The organism is Streptomyces sp. NBC_00012 (assembly GCF_045040875.1).
In the GTDB taxonomy this organism is placed as follows: domain Bacteria; phylum Actinomycetota; class Actinomycetes; order Streptomycetales; family Streptomycetaceae; genus Streptomyces.
In genome coordinates this window covers 2,491,252-2,513,402 of record NZ_CP108309.1, presented here as the reverse complement: position 1 = coordinate 2,513,402, position 22,151 = coordinate 2,491,252, and the positions used below count along the sequence as shown (strand labels likewise).

General features: G+C 70.5%; 20 protein-coding genes and 1 pseudogene. 9 read left to right on the top strand and 12 right to left on the bottom strand.

All coding sequences use genetic code 11. The features are described 5' to 3' along the window. Positions 1-8: 8 nt before the first annotated feature. The 5 genes from OHA19_RS11480 to OHA19_RS11460 form a co-directional block, all read right to left on the bottom strand. On the bottom strand, positions 9-1,127 hold the full coding sequence (locus tag OHA19_RS11480; protein WP_405716872.1) for an LOG family protein: 1,119 nt from the start codon (positions 1,125-1,127) through the stop codon (positions 9-11). Positions 1,128-1,180: 53 nt separating this feature from the next. Beyond that, on the bottom strand, positions 1,181-2,365 hold the full coding sequence (locus tag OHA19_RS11475; protein ID WP_405750147.1) for a hypothetical protein: 1,185 nt from the start codon (positions 2,363-2,365) through the stop codon (positions 1,181-1,183). Beyond that, positions 2,347-3,084, bottom strand: coding sequence for an ABC transporter ATP-binding protein (locus tag OHA19_RS11470; protein ID WP_405716874.1), 738 nt, complete (start codon positions 3,082-3,084; stop codon positions 2,347-2,349). The genes OHA19_RS11475 and OHA19_RS11470 overlap by 19 nt, the downstream gene beginning before the upstream one ends. Before the next feature lie 281 nt (positions 3,085-3,365). Beyond that, positions 3,366-4,745, bottom strand: coding sequence for an aspartate aminotransferase family protein (locus OHA19_RS11465; RefSeq protein ID WP_326768144.1), 1,380 nt, complete (start codon positions 4,743-4,745; stop codon positions 3,366-3,368). Continuing rightward, positions 4,730-5,221: an Lrp/AsnC family transcriptional regulator gene (locus OHA19_RS11460; protein ID WP_176729251.1), complete on the bottom strand. Its 492-nt coding sequence runs from the start codon at positions 5,219-5,221 to the stop codon at positions 4,730-4,732. Before OHA19_RS11460 ends, OHA19_RS11465 begins: the two co-directional genes overlap by 16 nt. A gap of 178 nt (positions 5,222-5,399) precedes the next feature. On the opposite strand from OHA19_RS11460, the gene OHA19_RS11455 reads away from it, so the two are divergent. The 3 genes and pseudogenes from OHA19_RS11455 to OHA19_RS11445 form a co-directional block, all read left to right on the top strand. Further along, a complete protein-coding gene (locus OHA19_RS11455; RefSeq protein ID WP_405716875.1) occupies positions 5,400-6,839 on the top strand; it encodes a gamma-aminobutyraldehyde dehydrogenase in 1,440 nt (479 codons plus the stop codon). Between the two features lie 236 nt (positions 6,840-7,075). Then, positions 7,076-8,239 carry a PotD/PotF family extracellular solute-binding protein gene (locus OHA19_RS11450; RefSeq protein WP_405721918.1) on the top strand — a complete coding sequence of 388 codons (1,164 nt, stop codon included), beginning with the start codon at positions 7,076-7,078 and terminating at the stop codon, positions 8,237-8,239. Positions 8,240-8,292: 53 nt separating this feature from the next. Further along, a pseudogene (locus OHA19_RS11445) lies at positions 8,293-8,811 on the top strand (hypothetical protein); the annotation flags it as partial. Positions 8,812-8,823: 12 nt separating this feature from the next. Here OHA19_RS11445 and OHA19_RS11440 read toward each other — a convergent pair. From OHA19_RS11440 to OHA19_RS11415, 6 genes are all read right to left on the bottom strand, one after another. After that, positions 8,824-10,023, bottom strand: a complete 1,200-nt coding sequence (locus OHA19_RS11440; RefSeq protein WP_405716877.1) for a serine hydrolase domain-containing protein — start codon at positions 10,021-10,023, stop codon at positions 8,824-8,826. A 35-nt stretch (positions 10,024-10,058) separates the two neighbouring features. Beyond that, positions 10,059-10,826 carry a response regulator gene (locus tag OHA19_RS11435; RefSeq protein WP_405750145.1) on the bottom strand — a complete coding sequence of 256 codons (768 nt, stop codon included), beginning with the start codon at positions 10,824-10,826 and terminating at the stop codon, positions 10,059-10,061. Then, complete coding sequence (locus tag OHA19_RS11430) at positions 10,823-12,046, bottom strand: sensor histidine kinase (protein WP_405716879.1); 1,224 nt, start codon at positions 12,044-12,046, stop codon at positions 10,823-10,825. The genes OHA19_RS11435 and OHA19_RS11430 overlap by 4 nt, the downstream gene beginning before the upstream one ends. 13 nt (positions 12,047-12,059) lie before the next feature. Then, positions 12,060-12,860 carry an SAM-dependent methyltransferase gene (locus OHA19_RS11425; RefSeq protein ID WP_405750143.1) on the bottom strand — a complete coding sequence of 267 codons (801 nt, stop codon included), beginning with the start codon at positions 12,858-12,860 and terminating at the stop codon, positions 12,060-12,062. Between the two features lie 66 nt (positions 12,861-12,926). Further along, entirely contained in the window at positions 12,927-13,631 is a 705-nt protein-coding gene (locus OHA19_RS11420) for a glycerophosphodiester phosphodiesterase (RefSeq protein ID WP_405716881.1), read from the bottom strand. Positions 13,632-13,653: 22 nt separating this feature from the next. After that, a complete protein-coding gene (locus OHA19_RS11415; protein WP_405716882.1) occupies positions 13,654-14,688 on the bottom strand; it encodes an adenosine deaminase in 1,035 nt (344 codons plus the stop codon). Positions 14,689-14,821: 133 nt separating this feature from the next. On the opposite strand from OHA19_RS11415, the gene OHA19_RS11410 reads away from it, so the two are divergent. Beyond that, the gene (locus tag OHA19_RS11410) at positions 14,822-15,550 is read left to right on the top strand and encodes a DUF4190 domain-containing protein (RefSeq protein ID WP_405716883.1); all 729 of its coding nucleotides are present in this window, start codon (positions 14,822-14,824) and stop codon (positions 15,548-15,550) included. A gap of 104 nt (positions 15,551-15,654) precedes the next feature. Here OHA19_RS11410 and OHA19_RS11405 read toward each other — a convergent pair whose 3' ends face one another. Beyond that, on the bottom strand, positions 15,655-16,194 hold the full coding sequence (locus tag OHA19_RS11405; RefSeq protein WP_405721920.1) for an NADAR family protein: 540 nt from the start codon (positions 16,192-16,194) through the stop codon (positions 15,655-15,657). Positions 16,195-16,410: 216 nt separating this feature from the next. On the opposite strand from OHA19_RS11405, the gene OHA19_RS11400 reads away from it, so the two are divergent. From OHA19_RS11400 to OHA19_RS11380, 5 genes are read left to right on the top strand one after another with little or no spacing between them, the layout of a single operon-like run. After that, positions 16,411-17,925 (top strand): gamma-aminobutyraldehyde dehydrogenase, encoded by a 1,515-nt coding sequence (locus OHA19_RS11400; protein WP_405716884.1) that lies wholly within the window; start codon positions 16,411-16,413, stop codon positions 17,923-17,925. A gap of 42 nt (positions 17,926-17,967) precedes the next feature. Beyond that, positions 17,968-19,218, top strand: coding sequence for a PotD/PotF family extracellular solute-binding protein (locus OHA19_RS11395; RefSeq protein WP_405716885.1), 1,251 nt, complete (start codon positions 17,968-17,970; stop codon positions 19,216-19,218). A gap of 55 nt (positions 19,219-19,273) precedes the next feature. Continuing rightward, positions 19,274-20,422 (top strand): ABC transporter ATP-binding protein, encoded by a 1,149-nt coding sequence (locus OHA19_RS11390; RefSeq protein WP_405716886.1) that lies wholly within the window; start codon positions 19,274-19,276, stop codon positions 20,420-20,422. Next, a complete protein-coding gene (locus OHA19_RS11385; RefSeq protein ID WP_405716887.1) occupies positions 20,419-21,348 on the top strand; it encodes an ABC transporter permease in 930 nt (309 codons plus the stop codon). The genes OHA19_RS11390 and OHA19_RS11385 overlap by 4 nt, the downstream gene beginning before the upstream one ends. Then, the gene (locus OHA19_RS11380; protein ID WP_405716888.1) at positions 21,348-22,148 is read left to right on the top strand and encodes an ABC transporter permease; all 801 of its coding nucleotides are present in this window, start codon (positions 21,348-21,350) and stop codon (positions 22,146-22,148) included. Before OHA19_RS11385 ends, OHA19_RS11380 begins: the two co-directional genes overlap by 1 nt. Positions 22,149-22,151: the final 3 nt, after the last annotated feature.

The following is a 22,151-nucleotide window of genomic DNA, read 5'->3' as shown; positions in this document are numbered from 1 at the left end:
GCCCACGGTCACGCCGACAGCCGGGCGAGGGCCTCGGGGGCCTCGTCCACCGTGTCCACGAGCGCGATCCGGGGCCCCATCGCCCGGCCGGCGGCCAGCGCGCGCAGCAGCGGCCACGCGGGCAGGACGCGCGTCCAGTGGGCGCGGCCGACCAGCACCATCGGGGTCGGTCCGCCGAGTGAGCCGTAGTAGTTCGGCGTCGCGTTGTCGAAGATCTCCTGTACGGTGCCGGCCGCGCCGGGCATGAAGATCACGCCCGCCGTGGAACGGGTGAGCAGTCCGTCCTCGCGCAGCGCGTTGGCGAAGTACTTGGCGATCCGGTCCGCGAACGGGTTCGGCGGCTCGTGCCCGTAGAACCAGGTCGGGATCGACACGGAACCGCCGCCGCCCGGCCAGCGCCGCCGTACGCCGAAGGCGGCCAGCGCCCAGTCGGTGACCGACGGCGCGAACGAGGGGGCCGCGGCCAGCAGCGCACAGGCCTCGTCCAGCACGGGATCGGGGTGCGGCGCCGTGTAGGCCCCGAGGTTCGCGGCCTCCATCGCGCCGGGCCCGCCCCCGGTGGCCACCGTCAGGCCGCCCCGGGCCAGGGTCCGCCCCAACCGGGCCGCGGCCGCGTACGGGGCGCTGCCGCGGGCCGTCGCGTGGCCGCCCATCACCCCGACCACGCGGGCGCCGGCCAGGAGCTCGTCCAGCGCGTCGGAGACCGCGTCGTCGTGCAGCGCCCGCAGCATCGACGCGAGGGTGTCGCCGTTCGCTCGGGTCCGCTGGAACCAGCGGTACGCGCGGGCGTCGGGCGTGGCCGCGTAACCACCGTCCGACAGCCCCTCGTAGAGGGCGTCGGGGGTGTAGAGCAGGCCGCGGTACGGGTCGAAGGGGAGCCCGGGCACCGGCGGGAAGACGAACGCGCCGTCGGCCCGCACCTTCGCCGTCGTCCCGGGCTCCATCCGGCAGCCGAGGAAGACGGCGCCCGCCGTGTCGGCGGCCAGCAGGGCGGCGCCGCGGTCCGTCAGGTCGACGGACTGCACCCGGTGCCCGGCCAGCGACCCCGAGGCGACCGCCGCGTCGAATTCGGCGAGCGACTCGATCTCGAGGCCGGCCGGGGGAGTGACATCGTCCGGATTATCCACGTTGTCATGCTACGTAGCGGCCGGGTGCTGGGCGGGGTCCGTGCTGCGCGTCCTCAGGCCGTCAGCGGCAGCGCGGCCAGCTCGGCGATCAGCCAGGTCAGCGGGGCGAAGACGATCAGCAGGGCGGTGGCGCGCAGGGCCGTCGCGGCCCTCAGCGCCGATACCGGGGCGCCGAGCCGCAGCAGCGCCTGCGCCGTCTGTGCGCGGGCCTGCCGCGCCTCCAGTGCCGAGGTCAGCAGCGTCGCCGTCGTGCAGCCGAGCACGAGCACCGCGCCCAGGACCGTCAGCGGACCGAGGGGCTGCGTATTCGTCCCGTACAGCGCGTAGGCGGCGACCGCCGCGGCGAGTACCGCGCAGACCACACCGAGCGGCCGGCCGATCCGCCGCGACTCGTCCATGAGCACCCGGCCCGCCAGCAGGCGTACGGCGCCGGGGCGTGCCGCCTGGAGCAGCCGCCCGCAAAGATGGGCCAGCCCCGGGCCCGCCACGGCCAGCCCGGTCGCCGTCAGCGTCCACCCGACCAGCACGCCGGCCGGGGTCGCGTCGAGCCTGCCGGGCAGCGGGAGCAGGCTGTGGCCGTCGCCCCGGCTCATGTACGCCTCGATGGCGAGGCCCGCCGCGGTCAGTGCCACGCCCCACGGCAGACCCGTGGGAGGCGCCGCCGGATCGGGTGCCTCCGGCTCCGTCAGGACCTGCGACGAGGCGTTGTCCGGGGCCGCCGCGGCGACCGGCTCGGCGCGCAGCGCGAGCGCGCCGGCCGTCGCCGCGGACACCGGGACCAGCGCCAGCAGCATCAGCGCGGCGGCGAGCGGCAGCGGGGCTCCGGCGTAGAGCAGCCCGGCAGCGGCACCGTCGAACGGCAGTCCGGACAGATCGCCGCGCAGATGCAGGTAGAACAGCAGCGCCACTGTCGACCCGAGGGTGCAGGAGACAGCGGTGGAGACCGCGGCGAGCACCGCGAGCCGGACCGGCCCGAGCCCCACGGCGGACAGCCCTGAGCGCGGCCGGGTGCTCGGGTCGGTCCGCGCCACCGCGACCGCGAACTGCACGGTGGCGGCGAGCGGCACGAAGCACCACAGCAGGCGCAGCACGGCCCCGGCGGAGTGCGCCGGGTGCGCCGAGGCGTAGCCCAGGGCGCACAGCAGCAGGAAGCCGACACCGGCGGAGGCGGCGGCGACCAGCAGCCGCCGCAGCAGGACCAGCGGATGGGAACCCCGGGCTAGACGGAGAGCGAGCACGCCGCGCGGCCCTCCGTATCGGCCACGGCGGGCAGGGCGACGGTGGCGACGCGACGGCCGTCCAGCAGCGGGACCGTACGGTCGGCGAGGGCGGCGATCTCCGCGTCGTGGGTGGCGAGCACGATCGTGATGCCGTGCGAACGGGCCGCGCTGGTGAGGGTGCGCAGCACATGCGTCCGGTCGTTGCGGTGCAGGGTCGCGGTCGGCTCGTCGGCGAAGATCACCGTGGGGGCGCCGGCCAGGGCGCGGGCCACGGCGATCCGCTGGCGCTGCCCCTGGAGCAGGGTATGCGGCCGCTGCCTGGCACAGGCGCCGATGTCCAGCCGCTCCAGCCACTCCAGGGCGGCCTTCTTCGCCTCCTTGCGCGGGGCGCCGCGCAGCAGCAGCGGAAGGGCCGTGTTCTCCCAGGTGTTCAGCTCGGGCACGAGCTGGGGCTCGGGGGCGATCCAGCCGAACCGGTCGCGGCGCAGCCGCTCGCGCAGCCGGGGGCCCATGGTGTGGACGGCGACGCTGTTGAACCACACCTCGCCCTGCTCGGGCACCAGCTGACCGGCAAGACAGTGCAGCAGGGTCGTCTTGCCGCAGCCCCGGGGGCCGGTCACGGCGAGGATCTCACCGTCGCGGACGCCCAGGGAGACACCTCCGAGCGCGGGCGAGCCGTTGTGGGAGTGGTGCAGGGAACGCGCCCAGATCACGTCGTTGTCCGGCGGGGCCACCATGGCGTACACCTCGGTTCAGATCGAAATTCCCGTCCCCCGTACGGGGGAACGAAGGCGGGGCCGATCGGTCACTCGGCACCGTAGGGATTCGAACCGCGGTGAGCGCACAGCACACGGCCCGGATGCGCCCCTTCCCACTCGAATGGGCGCATCCGGGCCGTGTGGACCGTATGAGGATGACGGCTTGAAGCCGGTCAAGCAGTGGTCAAGCGACGGTCAAGCGATGAGGGCGGTCCGACCGGCGGCCGGTCCGTGGTCGGCCGGCCGGTCGTCCGTGCCGGTCAGAGCTTGGTCCACGCCTCCGTGAGGACGGTGCGCAGGATGCCCTCGATCTCGTCGAACGTCGACTGGTCGGAGACCAGCGGCGGCGCGAGCTGGACGACCGGGTCGCCGCGGTCGTCGGCCCGGCAGTACAGGCCGTTGTCGTACAGCGCCTTGGAGAGGAAGCCGTACAGGACGCGCTCGGTCTCCTCGTCGGTGAAGGTCTCCTTGGTGGCCTTGTCCTTCACCAGCTCGATGCCGTAGAAGAAGCCGTTGCCGCGGACGTCGCCGACGATCGGCAGGTCGAGCAGCTTCTGCAGCGTCGTGAAGAAGGCGTTCTCGTTGTCCAGGACGTGCTGGTTGAGGCCCTCGCGCTCGAAGATGTCGAGGTTGGCGAGGCCGACCGCCGCGGAGACCGGGTGGCCACCGAAGGTGTAGCCGTGCAGGAAGGTGTTGTCACCCTCGTAGAACGGCGCGGCGATGCGGTCCGAGACGATGCAGGCACCGATCGGGGAGTAACCCGAGGTCATGCCCTTGGCGCAGGTGATCATGTCCGGCACGTAGCCGAACTTGTCGCAGGCGAACATCGTGCCGAGACGGCCGAAGGCACAGATGACCTCGTCGGAGACGAGCAGCACGTCGTACTTGTCGCAGATCTCGCGGACGCGCTGGAAGTATCCGGGCGGCGGGGGGAAGCAGCCACCGGCGTTCTGCACCGGCTCCAGGAAGACCGCGGCGACGGTGTCCGGGCCCTCGAAGAGGATCTCCTGCTCGATCTGGTCGGCGGCCCAGCGGCCGAAGGCCTCGGGGTCGTCGCCGTGGATCGGGGCGCGGTAGATGTTGGTGTTCGGGACCTTGTGCGCGCCGGGGACCAGCGGCTCGAAGGGGGCCTTCAGGGCCGGCAGGCCGGTGATGGACAGGGCGCCCTGCGGGGTGCCGTGGTAGGCGACCGCACGCGAGATGACCTTGTACTTGGTCGGCTTGCCCTGGAGCTTGAAGTACTGCTTGGCCAGCTTCCAGGCGGTCTCCACGGCCTCGCCGCCACCGGTGGTGAAGAAGACCTTGTTGAGGTCGCCCGGCGCGTAGTCGGCCAGGCGCTCGGCCAGCTCGACGGCCTTCGGGTGGGCGTAGGACCACACCGGGAAGAAGCCCAGCTCCTGGCCCTGCTTGTACGCCGCCTCGGCGAGCTCGTGACGGCCGTGACCGGCGTTGACCACGAACAGGCCGGACAGGCCGTCCAGGTAACGCTTGCCCTGGTCGTCGAAGATGTAGGTGCCCTCGCCACGCACGATGGTGGGAACGGGCGCGTTCTCGTAGTCCGACATGCGGGTGAAGTGCATCCACAGGTGGTCGTACGCGGTTCGGCTGAGGTCCTTGCTCACGGCTATCGGGTTCCCCACATATAGGTCTGCTTCTTGAGCTTCAGGTAGACGAAGCTCTCGGTGGAGCGCACACCGGGGAGGGCCCGGATGCGTTTGTTGATCGTTTCCAGCAGGTGGTCGTCGTCCTCGCAGACGATCTCCACCATCAGGTCGAAGGAGCCCGCGGTCATCACCACGTACTCGCACTCGGCCATGGCCGACAGCGCTTCCGCGACGGGATCGAGGTCGCCCTCGACATTGATGCCCACCATCGCCTGCCGCCGGAACCCCACGGTGAGGGGATCGGTGACGGCGACGATCTGCATCACGCCCTGATCGAGCAGCTTCTGGACGCGCTGTCGCACGGCCGCCTCGGAGAGCCCGACGGCCTTGCCGATCGCGGCGTACGGACGACGTCCGTCCTCCTGGAGCTGCTCGATGATTGCGAGGGAGACGGCATCGACCGCTGGTGACGATCCGTTCCCGGTCCTGGAGTCTGCGCTGCGACTGGCCACGCATCCACTCTGCACCGGGACTCGTCGGTCTGGCAACCCCAGATCGATGAAATTCGTTGTTTGAAGGTCCAGATCTAACTGAATCCGAAGTTCACGGCGGTTGGGCATGTCGAAAGCGACACCCGAGCGACTACCCTGGGCATCTCACCCATTGGACGTGTCGACAGGAGGGGTGGTTGTGACCACCGAGGTGCGCCGTCTGCGCAACTACATCAACGGAGAATTCCGGGACGCCGCTGACGGGCGGACCATCGATGTGATCAACCCGGTGACGGAGGAGGTCTACGCGACCTCGCCGCTCTCCGGGCAGGCCGATGTCGATGCCGCGATGGATGCCGCCGCGGCCGCTTTCCCCGCCTGGCGCGACGCCACGCCCGCCGAGCGCCAGAAGGCCCTGCTGAAGATCGCGGACGCCTTCGAGGAGCGCGCCGAGGACCTCATCGCCGCCGAGTCGGAGAACACGGGCAAGCCGCTCGAACTGACCCGTACCGAAGAGGTCCCGCCGATGGTGGACCAGATCCGCTTCTTCGCGGGTGCGGCACGGCTGCTCGAGGGCCGTTCGGCCGGTGAGTACATGGAGGGTCTGACCTCCATCGTCCGGCGTGAGCCGGTCGGCGTCTGCGCGCAGGTCGCGCCGTGGAACTACCCGATGATGATGGCCGTCTGGAAGTTCGCCCCGGCACTCGCCGCGGGCAACACCGTCGTCATCAAGCCGTCCGACACCACCCCGGCGTCGACCGTGCTGATCGCCGAGATCATCGGCCAGATCCTGCCCAAGGGCGTCTTCAACGTCATCTGCGGCGACCGGGACACCGGCCGCGCGATGGTAGAGCACCCGACCCCGGCGATGGCCTCCATCACCGGCTCGGTCCGGGCCGGCATGCAGGTCGCCGAGTCCGCCTCCAAGGACGTCAAGCGGGTCCACCTGGAGCTCGGCGGCAAGGCCCCGGTCGTCGTGTTCGAGGACACCGACATCGCCAAGGCCGTCGAGGGCATCTCCGTCGCGGGTTACTTCAACGCCGGCCAGGACTGCACGGCCGCCACCCGCGTCCTGGTCCACGAGTCGATCCACGACGAGTTCGTCACCGCGCTCGCCAAGGCCGCCGCCGACACCAAGACGGGCCAGCCGGACGACGAGGACGTGCTCTACGGTCCGCTCAACAACGCCAACCAGCTGAAGCAGGTCAGCGGCTTCATCGAGCGGCTCCCCGCCCACGCCAAGGTCGAGGCGGGCGGCCACCGGGTCGGCGACAAGGGCTACTTCTACGCCCCGACCGTCGTCTCCGGCCTCAAGCAGGACGACGAGATCGTCCAGAACGAGGTCTTCGGCCCGGTCATCACCGTCCAGAAGTTCACCGACGAGGCCCAGGCCGTGGAGTACGCCAACGGCGTCGAGTACGCACTGGCCTCCTCGGTGTGGACCAAGGACCACGCCCGCGCCATGCGGATGTCCAAGAACCTCGACTTCGGCTGCGTGTGGATCAACACCCACATCCCGCTCGTCGCCGAGATGCCGCACGGTGGCTTCAAGAAGTCCGGCTACGGCAAGGACCTCTCCGCGTACGGCTTCGAGGACTACACCCGCATCAAGCACGTCATGACCTCGCTCGACGGCTGATAACCCGTCAGCAGGCAGGTCGCGGCCCCGGGCACCCGCCCGGGGCCGTTCCCGTCCCCCGTCCTCGTTCCCGCCTCTCGGCCCCGCCCCCCACCCCCCGTCTTCCCGGCATCGATCCGTTCTCCGGCATCGACAGGGTGTGCGGACGGAGCGGCCGGTGCTGGACGGTTGGTCCATTGCCCGCGCCGCCGGCCGACCGGCATCCTGCGCAGGTGCGAGCAACCCCGAAGAACCCCATGTCCCGCCGGTCCCTGCTGCGCGCCTTCGGAGCCACGGCCGCCGGTGTCACGCTGGCCGGCTGCGGAGTGCCCGCCGCCTACGTGCAACCCGGCGACCGCGCCGGACGCGACACCTCGGCGAGCGACCACACCCTGCACTTCGCGAACTGGCCTCTCTACATCGACACCGACGACGAGAACGAGTCGAAGCGGCCCACCCTCGACGCGTTCGCCAGGCGGACCGGGATCTCCGTCACGTACACGGAGGAGATCAACGACAACGACGAGTTCTTCGGGAAGATCAGCCCGGCGCTGATGAACCACCAGGAGACCGGCCGGGACCTGATCGTCATCAGCGACTGGATGTCCGCCCGGTTCGTCCGGCTGGGCTGGGTGCAGGAGATGGACCGGGCGAAGCAGCCGAACGTAGCCAGGTACCTCGATCCGCAGCTGCGTTCGCCCGCCTTCGACAAGGGCCGGATGCACAGCGTCCCCTGGCAGTCCGGGATCACCGGCATCGCGTACAACCGCAAGAAGCTCGGCCGTGAGATCAAGCACCTGAGCGATCTGTGGGCGGACGACCTGCGCGGCAAGGTGACGCTGATGTCAGGGCTCGACGAGTCCATGGCCCTGCTGATGCAGGGCAACGGTGTCGACATCACCCGCTGGCAGCAGGACGACTTCTACCGGGTGTGCGACCAGGTCGAGAAGCTGGTGAAGAGGCGGCACATCCGCCGCTTCACCGGCAACGACTACATCAAGGACCTGTCGACCGGCGATGTGCTCGCCTGCCAGGCCTACTCCGGCGATGTCATCCAGCTCCAGGCCGACAACCCGGAGATCGAGTTCGTGGTCCCCGAGGAGGGCGCCGAGCTCTGGGCGGAGTCGCTGATGATCCCCAACCTCGCACGCCACAAGCGCAACGCGGAGCGGCTCATCGACTACTACTACGAGCCGGAGGTCGCCGCCGAGCTGGCGACCTGGGTCAACTACGTCTGCCCCGTCCCGGCCGCCCGCGACGTGCTGGCCTCCGCCAAGGACAAGGAGACCGCCGAACTCGCGGAGGACCCGCTGATCTTCCCCGACGACGCGATGCGCAAGCGGCTCGCGATAGCCCGCGACATCACCTCCGAGGAACGCACCGGGTTCGCGAAGAAATGGAACTCCATCGTCGGCCTGTGAGCCGCACCAGGGGTGGCGTGAAAGGCCGGTAAAAGCGGGCGTACGCTGCGGACATGAGCGAGCGAAGAGCCCTGCTGAGGCGCATACGCGTGTGGTTGGCCGTCTTTATCGTCTGTCTGGTACTGAGCGGGCTGACCGCCTTTCCGCTCGTCCATGAACTCCACTGGGCCGAGGACCTGCTGAGGTCCTCGGCCTCTCCCGTTCCGGAGCACTTCCCGGCACTGATGGAGTGGATCACCAAGGTCCGCACCGGCCTCGACGAGGCCGACGCGGAGTACCCCTTCGTGCTGTACGGCACCGACTGGCTGGCCTTCGCGCATCTCGTCATCGCGGTCGCCTTCTACGGTCCCTACCGCGACCCGGTCCGCAACATCTGGGTCATCGAGTTCGGCATGATCGCCTGTGCCGGGATCATCCCGCTCGCGCTGATCTGCGGGCCCATCCGCGGCATCCCCTTCTGGTGGTCCGTCATCGACATGTCGTTCGGCGTCTTCGGGGTGATCCCGCTGCTCGTGGTGCGCCGCATGATCAAGCAGCTGGAGGTCCTGGAGCGGACGCCGCGACGACCGCCCAGGCTCTCTGAGTCACCTGGCCGACGGGGCGCCGAAGGCGGCCACGACTATGTTCATCGCCGTGGGGTTCATGTCGTCCCCCTTCGCGTCCGTCGAGTTGACGCTGTAGACGAGGGTCCGGGAGAGGTCACGGGTGGCCGCGACGGCCGTGTTGTAGCCCCAGCGGCCACCCGTCTTGCCCCAGACCTCGCGTCCGCCCAGCCTCATCACCGAGAGACCCGCGCTGTGTGCGGCGGGCTTGCCCGTGCCGAATTCGCGGACCGAGGAGTCGGGCAGCGTGAACATCTCCTCGAGCAGCGGACCGCGCACCACCTGCCCGCCGAACAGCGCCCGGGTGAAACGCTCAAGGTCGGCGGTGGTCGAGATCAGGTCCCCCGCCGCCCAGGCGTCCGTCGCCCCCCACACCGTCACATCGCGCAGTTCGCCGGACGTGCCGAACACCTGGTAGCCGCGGTTGTGCGGCCCGTGGATCGTCGGGTCGGTGCCGGGGAAGTACGTGTCCTTCAGGTGCAGGGGCTCCAGGATGCGGCGGGAGACCTGCGAGGCGTACGTGTCACCCGTGACCCGCTCGATCAGCAGGCCCGCCACGGTGTAGCCGATGTTGGCGTAGTGCTGCTGGGTGCCGGGCGTGAAGTCGGGCCGCTGTGAGGTGGCCTCGCGCACGGTGTCCGCCGCGTCGTGCAGATCGAAGCGGTGTGCGTACCACTCCTCCAGGGTGTCGCCGCCCGAGCTGACGGACGGGATGCCGCTGGTGTGGTTCAGCAGCTGGCGCACCGTGACGTCCTCGTACGCCGCCGGGATCAGATCCGGCAGGTAGCGCCGGGCCGGACGGTCCAGGCCGAGCTTGCCCTCCCCGGCCAGCTGAAGCACGACGGCCGCAGTGAAGACCTTGGTCACCGAACCGGCCCGGAAGCGGCCGTCCGGGTCCGCCGGCCGCCCGGAGGCCAGGTCGTGGACGCCGGCGCTGCCCCGCCAGTCGCCCCCGGAGCCCGAGACCCGTACCAGCGCGGCCGTGGCGTCGTCCTTCGGGAGTCCCCGGATCGCGGCCCGCAGCGCCTCGGCGTCCGGAGCCTCCCGGGCAGAGCCCTGCTGAGCCGAGTGGGCTGCGGCCGCCGGGGTACCGGCCGCCGCGAGGGCCGGTGGGACGGTGCCCGTGGCGATGCCGAGGACGAGCGCGGCTGCGACGACGGTGCGGGACGTGCGTGCGTTCATGACGGGGGCCTCCGGGGAGTGGAATCCGCAACTGCTCACGGACTCCATCCTGTTGACCGGCCCGTCCCGGCGGATCCCCCGCCCGGGGGTTTGCCGGAGGGAGACCGGCTCCCCTGCGCGGGGGAGCCGAGGGCCGGACCTCCCCCCGGAGGGGGAGTCACGACACCGCACTCGTACGCGCAGATCACGGCCTGGATCCGGTCGCGCAGCCCCAGCTTGGACAGCACATTGCCGACATGGGTCTTCACCGTGTGCTCGCTGACGACCAGCGCCGCCGCGATCTCCGCGTTCGACAGCCCGCGGGCCAGCTGCAGCAGCGTCTCGCGCTCCCGGGCGGTCAGCACGTCCAGGCGCGCTGACGGTGCCACGGCCGCGGCGGGCGGACGCGAGGTGTACTCGGCGATCAGCCGGCGCGCCACCGAAGGAGCGAGCAACGAGTCCCCGGCCGCCACCACCCGTACCGCGTGCACCAGGTCGTCGCGGCGCACATCCTTGAGCAGGAAGCCGCTCGCGCCCGCGTGCAGCGCCTCGTAGACGTACTCGTCCGAGTCGAAGGTGGTCAGCATGACCGTCCGGCAGCCGGTGTCGGCGCTGATGGTGCGGCAGGCCTCGATGCCGTCCGTACCGGGCATCCGGATGTCGAGCAGCGCCACATCGGGCGCCAGCCGTCGTACCGCTTCGACCGCCGCCCGGCCGTCGCCCGCCTCGGCCACCACCTCGATGTCCGGCTGCGCGTCCAGGATCATCGCGAAGCCGCTGCGTACCAGCTCCTGGTCGTCGGCCACCACCACACGGATCGTCAACTTCCCACCTCTGTCCTCTGTTCCGTCTCCGCCTCTGTCTCCGGCCGTGCCCGCGGAATCGTCACCCGGACCCGGAATCCCCGCCCGTCCGGACCGGGGCCGGCAGCGGCCGTGCCGCCGTGCGCGGCGGCACGCTCCCGGATGCCGACCAGCCCCAGCCCCGAACCGCCCCCGGGTCCGGGTCCCCGTCCGTCGTCGGTGACGGCCAGCGTCAACGCCTCGGGTCCGTGCTCCAGCCGGACGCCGACCGAGCTCGCGTCCGCGTGCCTGACCACGTTCGTCAGGGCCTCCTGCACGATCCGGTAGACGGTCGCCTCGACCGCCAGGCCCGGCGCTCCCGGGCTGCCCGTGACCTCGTACGAGACCGCCGGACCGCTGCTCCGCACCCGCTCCACGAGACCCGGCAGTTCGGCCAGCACGGGCTGGGGTTCCCGCGGCGCGTCCGGCGAACCCGCGTTCTCGCGCAGCACGCCGAGCATCCGGCGCAGCTGTGCCATCGCGTCCCGGCCCGTCTCCGAGATCGCGTCGAAGGCCGCCTCGGCGCGTTCCGGCGCCGTGCGGACCGCCACCGGCCCCGCCTCCGCCTGCACGATCATCAGGCTCACCGCATGGGACAGGATGTCGTGCATCTCCCGGGCGATCCGCGCCCGTTCGCGGGCCGCCGCCTGTTCGGCCTCGATCCGGTGCGTCAGCTCCAGCTGACGGGCCCGGTCCTCCACCGCACGCAGATAGGCCTTGCGCGTCACCGTGAGCCGGCCGAAGGCGTAGGCCGCCGCGAACACGAACAGGGAGAACAGCAGCTCCCGCATGTCGTCACTGTCGAGTCCGACGGAGACCAGCACCGCCACCAGCGTGAGCACCGCGATCCCGATCCGCTTCGGCGGCGAGGAGAGTTCGGCCACCGTGCAGAACGCCACGAGACCGGTGTACGGGAGCGGCTGGCCCGGCCCGTCGACGGTGAACGTGTACAGGGCGCCCGCCGCCAGCACCATGAGGAGGACCACGACCGGCGCCCGGCGGCGGGCCACCAGCGGCAGCACCATCAGGGTGGTCAGGCCGTACGACGTCCACGTCGCGTCCGGCAGCTCCGGGGCGCGCGGGACGACGAACGGCATGGTCATGGCGGCCTGGACCAGCAGGGCGACGAGCAGGTCCACGCCGAGGGGGCCGGCCCCCGGCGCGAGTCCCGGCACCTTCGCGGTGATGTCCCGTATGCGCATCGGACCGGCGCCCTCAGGGCTTCCGCGCGACCGCGCCGAACTGCGCGACTTGTGCCGCACCGGACTCGCCGCGCCAGTGCGCGCACGAGACGATGCCCGGGTCCACGAGATCGAGCCCGGTCAGGAACGCGGCGAACTCGGCGCGGGTGCGGGCGGTGATCGGCGGGGTGGCGTTCTCGTTCCAGAACCGCATCGCCGCCTCGTTGCCCTCGCCGCCCAGCTCCAGCGTGGGATGGGTGAGCACCAGATGGCTGCCGGAGGGCAGCGCGTCCATCAGCGTGCGGACGATGCGCCGTGCCTCGTCCGGGTCGAGCACGAAGTTCAGGATGCCCAGGAGCATGACCGCGACCGGCCGCCCCAGGTCGAGCGTCGGCTGCGCCGCCCGCAGGATCCGCTCCGGGTCGCGGGCGTCCGCGTCGACGTACTCGGTGGCGCCCCGCGGCGATCCGGCGAGCAGCGTCCGGGCGAGCGCCAGCACGGTCGGATCGTTGTCGACGTACACGACACGGCAGTCGGGCGCGGTGCGCCGGGCGACCTCGTGGGTGTTTCCGGCGCTCGGCAGACCGGTGCCGATGTCCAGGAACTGCCTGATCCCCGCCTCACCGGCCAGATACCGGACCGCCCGCTCCAGGAACGCCCGGTCGGCGCACGCCACTTCGCCGATGCTCGGGTACATGGCGGTGACCCGGTCGCCGACCTCGCGGTCCACGGGATGGTTGTCCGTGCCGCCGAGCCAGTGGTTCCAGACCCGCGCGTTGTGGGCGACGTCGGAACGGATGCGATCGGGGACGGGAGTGGTGCGGGGATCGGTCATGTCGCTGCTCCTCCTGCGCCGGGCCCGCATCACGGACGATGGGACGGGCCCATGATGCCGGACCGGTCAACGGGAGAGGCCCGCCGGGGAGTTGGTGAGGACGTCGTGCAGGACGTCGACCCGGTTGGTGGTGATCGAGTCGACGCCGTGCCGGACCAGCCGGCGCATGGTCCGCCTGGTGTCGGCCGTCCAGGCGGAGACCAGCAGGCCGTCCCGGTGCAGCCGGGCCGTCAGTTCCGGGTCCACCAGGCCGAACCGGTAGTTCAGCCAGCGCGGCCGCACCGCGTCGAGCAGCGCGGCGCGCGGCGGCGCGAGGGACGTCCAGGTCAGGGCGATCTCGGCGTTCGGGTCGGCGGCCCGGACCCGGAGCATCGCCTCGGGGCCGGCGCAGTAGTACGCCCGCTCACCGGCCCCGCACTCGCGCACCGCACCGACGATCCGCGGCACGGAGCCGTCGGTGGAGCCCGGCAGATCGACCATGACGCGGTGTGCCCCGGCGGCGAGCAGCGCCTCGCGCAGGGTGGGCACACCGCCCCGGGTCAGCTCGGTGAGCTCCGCGTGGGTCAGCCGGTCGAGCCGCACCTCGTGGCCCCACAGCCGCTTCAGCGTGGCGTCGTGCAGCAGGACCGGTACGCCGTCGCGGGTGAGCCGCACATCGATCTCGACCGCGTCCGCCCCTCGTCCGAGCGCGGAGCGGATCGAGGGGAGCGTGTTCTCGCGGACACGGTAGGGATCGCCGCGGTGGGCCACGGCGGTGACTGAGGTGACCATGGGGCCATTGTGGCCACCGGGGTCACCGGCCCGAGCGGCCCAGCCAGTTGGCCGTGTACGTGTCGATCTCGGCGGCCAGCGTCCGCTTGCCGGCCGCGTCGAGGTAAGACGCCTCGACGGCGTTCTTCGCGAGCGACGCGAGACCCCGCTCGTCCAGGCCGAGGAGGCGGGCGGCCACCCCGTACTCGTTGTTGAGGTCGGTGCCGAACATCGGCGGGTCGTCGCTGTTGATGGTGACCAGGACGCCTGCGTCCACCATCTCCCTGACCGGGTGCTGCTCGATGTCCGCCACCGCGCGGGTCGCGATGTTCGAGGTCGGGCAGACCTCCAGCGGGATGCGGTGCTCGGCGAGGTGGGCCAGCAGCTTCGGGTCCTGGACGGAGTTGTTGCCGTGGCCGATGCGCTCGGCGCGCAGGTGGGTCAGGGCGTCCCAGACGGTCTGCGGCCCGGTGGTCTCCCCGGCGTGCGGCACCGAGTGCAGGCCCGCGGCGATCGCCCGGTCGAAATAGGGCTTGAACTGCGGGCGCTCCACACCGACCTCCGGGCCGCCGAGACCGAACGAGACCAGCCCCTCGGGCCGCAGGTCCAGGGCGAGCCGGGCGGTCTCCTCGGCGGACACCAGCCCGGCCTCGCCCGGAATGTCGAAGCACCAGCGCAGCACGACACCGAGCTCGGCCTCGGCGGCCTTGCGGGCGTCCTCTATCGCCTCCATGAACGCCTGCTCCGGGATACCGCGCCGGGTCGAGGAATACGGCGTCACCGTCAGCTCCGCGTAGCGGATGTTCTGCCGCGCCATGTCGCGGGCGACCTCGAAGGTCAGCAGGCGGACGTCCTCCGGCGTGCGGATCAGGTCCACGACGGAGAGGTACACCTCGATGAAGTGGGCGAAGTCCGTGAACGTGAAGTAGTCGGCGAGCGCCTCCGGGTCGGTGGGGACCCTGGAGTCGGGGTGGTGCGCGGCCAGCTCGGCGACGATACGGGGAGAGGCGGACCCGACATGGTGGACATGCAGTTCCGCCTTGGGCAGCCCCGCGATGAAGGGATGCAGATCGGTCATCGGACTCTCCGGGGCGTGGAACGGATCGGGTGCCGGGCGCGGTCGGCCGGGCAGGGGACGGGGATCATCGTAGGCCGGGCCCCTGGGTGCGCGGCGGGGCCGTAGCATGACGGGACCACGATGGGGGAGGCCCATGTCAGACAACACAGAGCAGCCCGCGGGCGGGGCCGCGCCGCGCGATCCGTGGGCTCCGCCGGACAGCAAGGTGCCGTTGGAGAAGCCGGTCGGCGATCCCCGCCCGCCCGCTGTGCACAACCAGCCCACGGTCACCTCGATGCCGGGCGTCGGGGAGGGCCCCGCACCGGCCGATTCGCCGCCGCCGGGATTCGGCGCTCCGGCACAGACCGGGCCGCTGCCGGGAGCCGGATTCGGTCCCGGGGAGGTTCCGCCGCCGCCGGTCGGACCGAACGGACCGGGCCAGCCCGTCCCGCCGGTCGCGGGGCAGTACGGCTACCCGGCCGCGCCGCCCGTCCCGCAGTACGGCGGATACCCGGGGTACCCCGGCTACCCGCAGGCACCCTGGGGCGGCCCGCCGCCCTCCAACGGCATGGGTACCGCGGCCATGGTGCTCGGCATCCTGGCCATCTGCATGTTCTGCGTCTACGGGATACCCAGCCTGATCCTGGGCGCACTGGCCCTGATCTTCGGCATCCTCGGCCGCAAGCGGGCGCAGCGCGGTGAGGCGACCAACAGCGGTCAGGCGCTCGCCGGGATCATCATGGGGTCCATCGGCATCGTCTTCGGTGTGGCGATCATCAGCTTCTTCATCTGGCTGTTCGTCGCGCACGGCGACGACCTGGACGACAACACTTACAACGACGACCCGTACTCCACCTCGCTGGTCGTCGACGTCACCCGTTAGCCGACGTCACTCGTCAGTCGGTCCAGCGGTCAGCCCCGCTCCCGATGGCCCGGCCCCCGCAGCCGGGCCATCGGGCTTTCGGGCCATCGGGCGTCCGGGGCCCTTCATGACGCGCGCAGCTCCGCCCGCGCGTCCATCAGCGCGAACCCCAGCAGATTCAGCCCCCGCCAGCTCGCCGGATTCGCCGCCCGCGGGTCGTCCGCCGCCAGGCCGATGCCCCAGATCCGGTCCATCGGGCTCGCCTCGACCAGCACCCGGTCCCCGGTGTTCAGCAGGAACTCCCGCAGCTCCGGATCGCCGCCGAACTTGTGCACACTGCCGGCCACCACCAGCCGGAACCGCTCGCGCTCCCACACCGCGCCGTCGAAGCCGCGGACCAGCCGGCCCACCTTCTTCGCCGCCGCCGGGCTCTTCGCCGCCACCGCCGCGGCCTCCGACTCCGCATCGCCGAACAGCCGGGCCTTGCCGGCCATCATCCAGTGCTCGGCCGACGCGTACGTCACACCGTCGACCGTGAAGCGCGACGGCCACCATTGGCTGAGACAGCTCGCGCCGATCCGGCCGTCGGGCCGGGGGCGGTGCCCCCAGAAGTGCAGATACTTCACCTTCTCGCCCCGCGCGCTCCGGGCCAGGAGACCGTCCATGTGTTCCATGACATGCGATTCTGGCATTCGCCACTGACACTCCGTACGGGGAATTCCGCACTGACGCGACACATGGTCGACAGATTCCGTCGCGTAACCAAAAGGCAACAACGGAATCACTTGTTGGGGTTGATCCCCTCTGCCAGGATCGGCACTCAAATCGAGCAAAGGCTACGCCGTCCCCGCACTCCGGGGCACACGGCGGAGGAGATCGTCATGGGCAACGGCATCCAGGTGCGGGACCGCTTCGCGGACGGCGCACAGTACATCGGCGGAAAGCTGCGGTCCGGAACATCGGGACGTCACCACGACGTGGTCGACCCGGCGACGGGCGAGACCGTGTACAGCTACGAGTTGGCGGGCACCGCCGACGTGGACGCCGCCGTGGCAGCCGCACGCGAGGCGTTCCCCGGCTGGTCGGGTCTGACGCCCGCCGAGCGGTCCGAGGCGATGCACCGCTTCGCCGCCGTCCTCGCCGAGCAGGCCGACGACTTCGCGTACGTGGAGTCGCTCCAGTGCGGCAAGCCGATCAAGCTCTCCACCGAGTTCGACGTGCCCGGCACCGTCGACAACACCTCCTTCTTCGCGGGGGCCGCCCGCCACCTGGAGGGCAAGTCGGCCGCCGAGTACGACGGCGACCACACCTCGTACGTACGCCGTGAGGCGATCGGCGTCGTCGGCTCCATCGCGCCCTGGAACTACCCGCTCCAGATGGCTGCCTGGAAGATCCTCCCGGCCGTCGCCGCAGGCAACACCATCGTGCTGAAGCCCGCCGAGATCACCCCGCTGACCTCGCTGATGTTCGCCCAGGCGGCCACCGGGGCGGGCATCCCCGACGGCGTGATCAACATCGTCACCGGCGCGGGCAAGGACGCCGGGGAGCACCTCGTCGGCCACCCGGACGTCGTGATGACCTCGTTCACCGGCTCCACCGCCGTCGGCAAGCGGGTCGCGGAGATCGCCACCTCCACCGTCAAGCGCCTCCACCTCGAACTCGGCGGCAAGGCCCCCTTCGTGGTCTTCGACGACGCCGACCTCGAAGCCGCGGTCAACGGCGCGGTCGCCGGAGCGCTCATCAACACCGGCCAGGACTGCACCGCCGCCACCCGCGCCTACGTGCAGCGCCCGCTGTACGACGCCTTCGTGCAGGGGGTCGCCGCGCTCATGGAGACCGTCCGGCTCGGCGACCCCTTCGACCGGTCGACCGACCTCGGCCCGCTGATCAGTCACGCCCAGCGGGACCGGGTCGCCGGATTCGTCGAGCGGGCCCGCGCCTACGCCACCGTCGTCACCGGTGGCGAGGCCCCCGGCGGCGAACTGGCGGCCGGCGCCTACTACCGGCCGACGCTGGTCGCCGGGGCCGCCCAGGACAGCGAGATCGTCCAGTCGGAGATCTTCGGCCCGGTCCTGGTCGTGCTGCCCTTCGACAGCGACGACGAGGGCATCCGCCTCGCCAACGACACCCCGTACGGACTGGCCGCCTCCGCCTGGACCCGGGACCTGTACCGCGCCAACCGTGCCACCCGCGAGATCAAGGCGGGCTGCGTCTGGGTCAACGACCACATCCCGATCATCAGCGAGATGCCGCACGGCGGATACAAGGCCAGCGGCTTCGGCAAAGACATGTCCTCGTACTCCTTCGAGGAGTACACGCAGGTCAAGCACGTCATGTACGACAACACCGCGGTCGCCCGCAAGGACTGGCACCGCACGATCTTCGGGGACCGATAACCCGGCCGACCCCGGCCACACACACCCGAAAGGGCAACGCGCATGGAGCAGTACGAGCCCGAGCGCCTCTCCGCGGCCCAACTCGCCGCGATGCGACGCAGCCTGACCAGCGGCCGGGGCGCTCTGACCCGCCGATCGCTGATCCGCGCCTCCGGCATGGGGGCGCTGGCGATCGGCGGGCTGGGCACGCTGAGTGCGTGCGGCATCCCGCCCGCCAAGCGGGAGGGAGACGCCGCCGCGGCGTCCGACGACCACTCGGCCGAGGAGAAGCAGATCAACTTCTCCAACTGGACCGAGTACATGGACGTCACCGACGACGGCAAGCACCGGCCCACCCTGGAGGCGTTCACCGAGCGCACCGGGATCAAGGTCAAGTACACCGAGGACATCAACGACAACGTCGAGTTCTTCGGCAAGATCAAGCCGCAGCTCGCGGCCGGCCAGGACACCGGCCGCGACATCATCTGCGTCACCGACTGGCTGGCCGCCCGCATCGTCCGCCTCGGCTGGGCGCAGAAGCTCGACGCCTCGCACCTGCCGCACGCCTACGCCAACCTCTCGGCCCAGTTCCGCTCCCCGGACTGGGACCCGGGCCGTGCCTACTCCTACCCCTGGGCGGGCATCCCCACCATCATCGCCTACAACTCCAAGGCGACCGGCGGCCGCAAGGTCGACTCCGTCAGCCAGCTGCTCGACGACCCGAAGCTCAAGGGCCGGGTCAGCTTCCTCTCGGAGATGCGCGACACCGTCGGCATGACCCTGCTCGACATGGGCAAGGACCCCGGCAACTTCACCGACGCCGACTACGACGCCGCGATCGGACGGCTCCAGAAGGGCGTCGACAAGAACCAGATCCGCCGCTTCACCGGCAACGACTACACCGCGGACCTCGACAAGGGCGACATCGCCGCCTGCGTCGGCTGGGCCGGCGACGTCATCCAGCTCCAGGCCGGGAACCCGGACATCAAGTTCGCGATACCGACCGCGGGCTACGTCATATCCAGCGACAACCTGATGGTCCCGGTGAAGGCCCGGCACAAGACCAACGCCGAGAAGCTCATCGACTACTACTACGAGCCGCCGGTCGCCGCGAAGCTCGCCGCGTACATCAACTTCGTCTGCCCGGTCGACGGGGTCCGCGACGAGCTGGCGAGGATCGACCGGGAGATGGCCGACAACGTCCTGATCCTCCCGGACCGGGAGATGGCGTCCCGGTCGCACGCCTTCCGCTCCCTGACCAGCAAGGAAGAGACGGCGTACGAAGAGAAGTTCGCCAAGCTCATCGGGGCCTGACCGCCGCTCCGCACCCCCTCCTGATCTCCCTCTGACACCACCGGGACCGCGATCCATGACACAGCAGCAGACAGGCGGCGACGTCCGCCTCACCGGGATCAGCAAGACGTACGGCTCCTTCGAAGCCGTCAAGCCGCTCGATCTGACCGTCCCGCAGGGCTCCTTCTTCGCGCTGCTCGGCGCGTCCGGCTGCGGCAAGACCACCACCCTGCGGATGATCGCGGGCCTGGAAGAGGCGACCACCGGCACGGTCTCGCTCGGCGGCCGCGACATCACCGGGCTTCCCCCGTACAAACGGCCCGTCAACACGGTCTTCCAGAGCTACGCGCTCTTCCCGCACCTCGACATCACGGAGAACGTCGCCTTCGGCCTGCGCCGGCGCGGCATCAAGTCGGTGAAGAAGCAGGTCGACGAGATGCTGGAGCTCGTCCAGCTCGGCGACTTCGCCAAGCGCAAGCCGCACCAGCTCTCCGGCGGCCAGCAGCAGCGCGTCGCCGTCGCCCGCGCCCTGATCAACCACCCGCAGGTGCTGCTGCTCGACGAACCGCTCGGCGCCCTCGACCTCAAGCTGCGCCGCCAGATGCAGCTGGAGCTCAAGCGCATCCAGACCGAGGTCGGCATCACGTTCATCCATGTCACCCACGACCAGGAGGAGGCCATGACCATGGCCGACACCGTCGCGGTGATGAACGGGGGTCGCGTCGAGCAGCTCGGCGCGCCCGCCGACCTGTACGAGAACCCGAGGACGACCTTCGTCGCCAACTTCCTCGGCACCTCCAACCTCATCGAGGGCGAGGTCGTCTCCACCGGCACCGACATCGTGGTGGCGGCGGGCGGCGGGAAGCTGCGACTGCCCACCGACCGATGTACGGCCCCGACCAGCAGCGGCGGCAAGCTGCTCCTCGGCATCCGCCCGGAGAAGATCTCGCTCGCGCACGCCGACGACGCGGACGCGATCACCGACGGCCGCAACCGGGTCACCGGCCGGATCGTCGACTCCAGCTTCATCGGGGTCTCCACGCAGTACGTGGTGGAGAGCCCGGCGGGCAAGGCGCTCCAGGTCTACGAGCAGAACATCGAGCGCGACGCGCGGCTCGCCCCCGGCGCCGAGGTCGTCCTGCACTGGAACCCGGCGCACACCTTCGGTCTGGACGCCGCACAGGACATCGACGCCGGTGTGGAGACGGTGGAGGACGCGGCGTGACCGTCACCAAGGAGGCGCCACCGGCGCCCGTCACGGCGGAGCCGGCGATACGCAAGCCCTCCACCCGCAAGCGCCTCGTCCCGTACTGGCTGCTGCTGCCCGGCATCCTGTGGCTGATCGTCTTCTTCGCGCTGCCGCTGGTCTACCAGGCGTCGACCTCCGTGCAGACCGGATCCCTGGAGAAGGGATTCGAGGTCACCTGGCACTTCCAGACCTACTGGGACGCGCTGACCGACTACTACCCGCAGTTCATCAGGTCCCTGCTGTACGCCGGCACCGCCACCGTCCTGTGTCTGCTGCTCGGCTACCCGCTCGCCTACCTCATCGCGTTCAAGGCGGGCCGCTGGCGCAACGTCGTCCTGGTGCTGGTCATCGCGCCGTTCTTCACCAGCTTCCTGATCCGCACGCTCGCCTGGAAGACGATCCTCGCGGACGGCGGCGCGGTCGTCGACGTACTGAACACCCTGCACGTCCTGGACGTCACCAGCTGGCTCGGCTGGACCGAGTCCAACCGGGTGCTGGCCACCCCGATGGCAGTGGTCTGCGGCCTCACGTACAACTTCCTGCCGTTCATGATCCTGCCGCTCTACACCTCGCTGGAGCGGATCGACGGCAGGCTGCACGAGGCGGCCGGCGACCTGTACGCCACCCCCGCCACCACCTTCCGCAAGGTGACCTTCCCGCTCTCCATGCCGGGTGTCGTCTCCGGAACGCTTCTCACCTTCATCCCGGCCAGCGGTGACTACGTCAACGCGGAACTGCTGGGCTCCACCGACACGAAGATGGTCGGCAGCGTCATCCAGACCCAGTTCCTGCGGGTCCTGGACTATCCGACGGCGGCCGCGCTCTCCTTCATCCTCATGGCGGTCGTCCTGATCATGGTCACCGTCTACATCCGCCGCTCCGGGACGGAGGACCTGGTCTGATGCCCGTACTGCGCTGGATACGAAGGAATCTGATCGTCATCGCGGGTCTGCTGACCCTCGCGTACATGATCCTCCCGAACATCGTCGTCATGGTGTTCTCGTTCAACAAGCCGAACGGGCGCTTCAACTACTCCTGGCAGCGTTTCTCGCTCGACGCCTGGAAGGACCCCTGCGGCGTCGCCGACATGTGCGGCTCGCTCTCGCTGTCCCTGCAGATCGCCCTCTGGGCCACAGTCGGCGCGACCGTGCTGGGCACGATGATCTCCTTCGCGCTGGTCCGCTACCGCTTCCGGGCGCGCGGCGCGATCAACTCGCTGATCTTCCTGCCGATGGCGATGCCCGAGGTCGTCATGGCCGCCTCGCTGCTCACCCTCTTCCTCAACATGGGCGCACAGCTGGGCTTCTGGACGATCCTCATCGCGCACATCATGTTCTGCCTGAGCTTCGTCGTGACGGCGGTCAAGGCGCGCGTGATGTCGATGGACCCGAGGCTGGAGGAGGCGGCCCGCGACCTGTACGCCGGACCCGTGCAGACCTTCCTGCGGGTGACGCTGCCGATCGCCGCCCCCGGAATCGCGGCGGGAGCGCTGCTGGCCTTCGCGCTCTCGTTCGACGATTTCATCATCACCAATTTCAACGCGGGCTCCACCGTGACCTTCCCCATGTTCGTCTGGGGATCGGCACAGCGCGGCACGCCCGTGCAGATCAACGTCATCGGAACGGCGATGTTCATCATCGCCGTGATGGTGGTGGTCGTCGGCCAGCTCATCGCGAACCGGCGCAAGAACAGCGCACGATAGAAA

Bases quoted from the DNA above. Each gene is read 5' to 3' on its own strand.
- OHA19_RS11420 (WP_405716881.1), bottom strand. From the start codon at position 13,631: ATGGTCACCTCAGTCACCGCCGTGGCCCACCGCGGCGATCCCTACCGT.
- OHA19_RS11410 (WP_405716883.1), top strand. From the start codon at position 14,822: ATGTCAGACAACACAGAGCAGCCCGCGGGCGGGGCCGCGCCGCGCGAT.
- OHA19_RS11470 (WP_405716874.1), bottom strand. From the start codon at position 3,084: ATGGTGGCCCCGCCGGACAACGACGTGATCTGGGCGCGTTCCCTGCAC.
- OHA19_RS11405 (WP_405721920.1), bottom strand. From the start codon at position 16,194: ATGGACGGTCTCCTGGCCCGGAGCGCGCGGGGCGAGAAGGTGAAGTAT.
- OHA19_RS11395 (WP_405716885.1), top strand. From the start codon at position 17,968: ATGGAGCAGTACGAGCCCGAGCGCCTCTCCGCGGCCCAACTCGCCGCG.
- OHA19_RS11450 (WP_405721918.1), top strand. From the start codon at position 7,076: ATGTCCCGCCGGTCCCTGCTGCGCGCCTTCGGAGCCACGGCCGCCGGT.
- OHA19_RS11425 (WP_405750143.1), bottom strand. From the start codon at position 12,860: ATGACCGATCCCCGCACCACTCCCGTCCCCGATCGCATCCGTTCCGAC.
- OHA19_RS11390 (WP_405716886.1), top strand. From the start codon at position 19,274: ATGACACAGCAGCAGACAGGCGGCGACGTCCGCCTCACCGGGATCAGC.
- OHA19_RS11415 (WP_405716882.1), bottom strand. From the start codon at position 14,688: ATGACCGATCTGCATCCCTTCATCGCGGGGCTGCCCAAGGCGGAACTG.
- OHA19_RS11440 (WP_405716877.1), bottom strand. From the start codon at position 10,023: ATGAACGCACGCACGTCCCGCACCGTCGTCGCAGCCGCGCTCGTCCTC.
- OHA19_RS11430 (WP_405716879.1), bottom strand. From the start codon at position 12,046: ATGCGCATACGGGACATCACCGCGAAGGTGCCGGGACTCGCGCCGGGG.
- OHA19_RS11380 (WP_405716888.1), top strand. From the start codon at position 21,348: ATGCCCGTACTGCGCTGGATACGAAGGAATCTGATCGTCATCGCGGGT.
- OHA19_RS11400 (WP_405716884.1), top strand. From the start codon at position 16,411: ATGGGCAACGGCATCCAGGTGCGGGACCGCTTCGCGGACGGCGCACAG.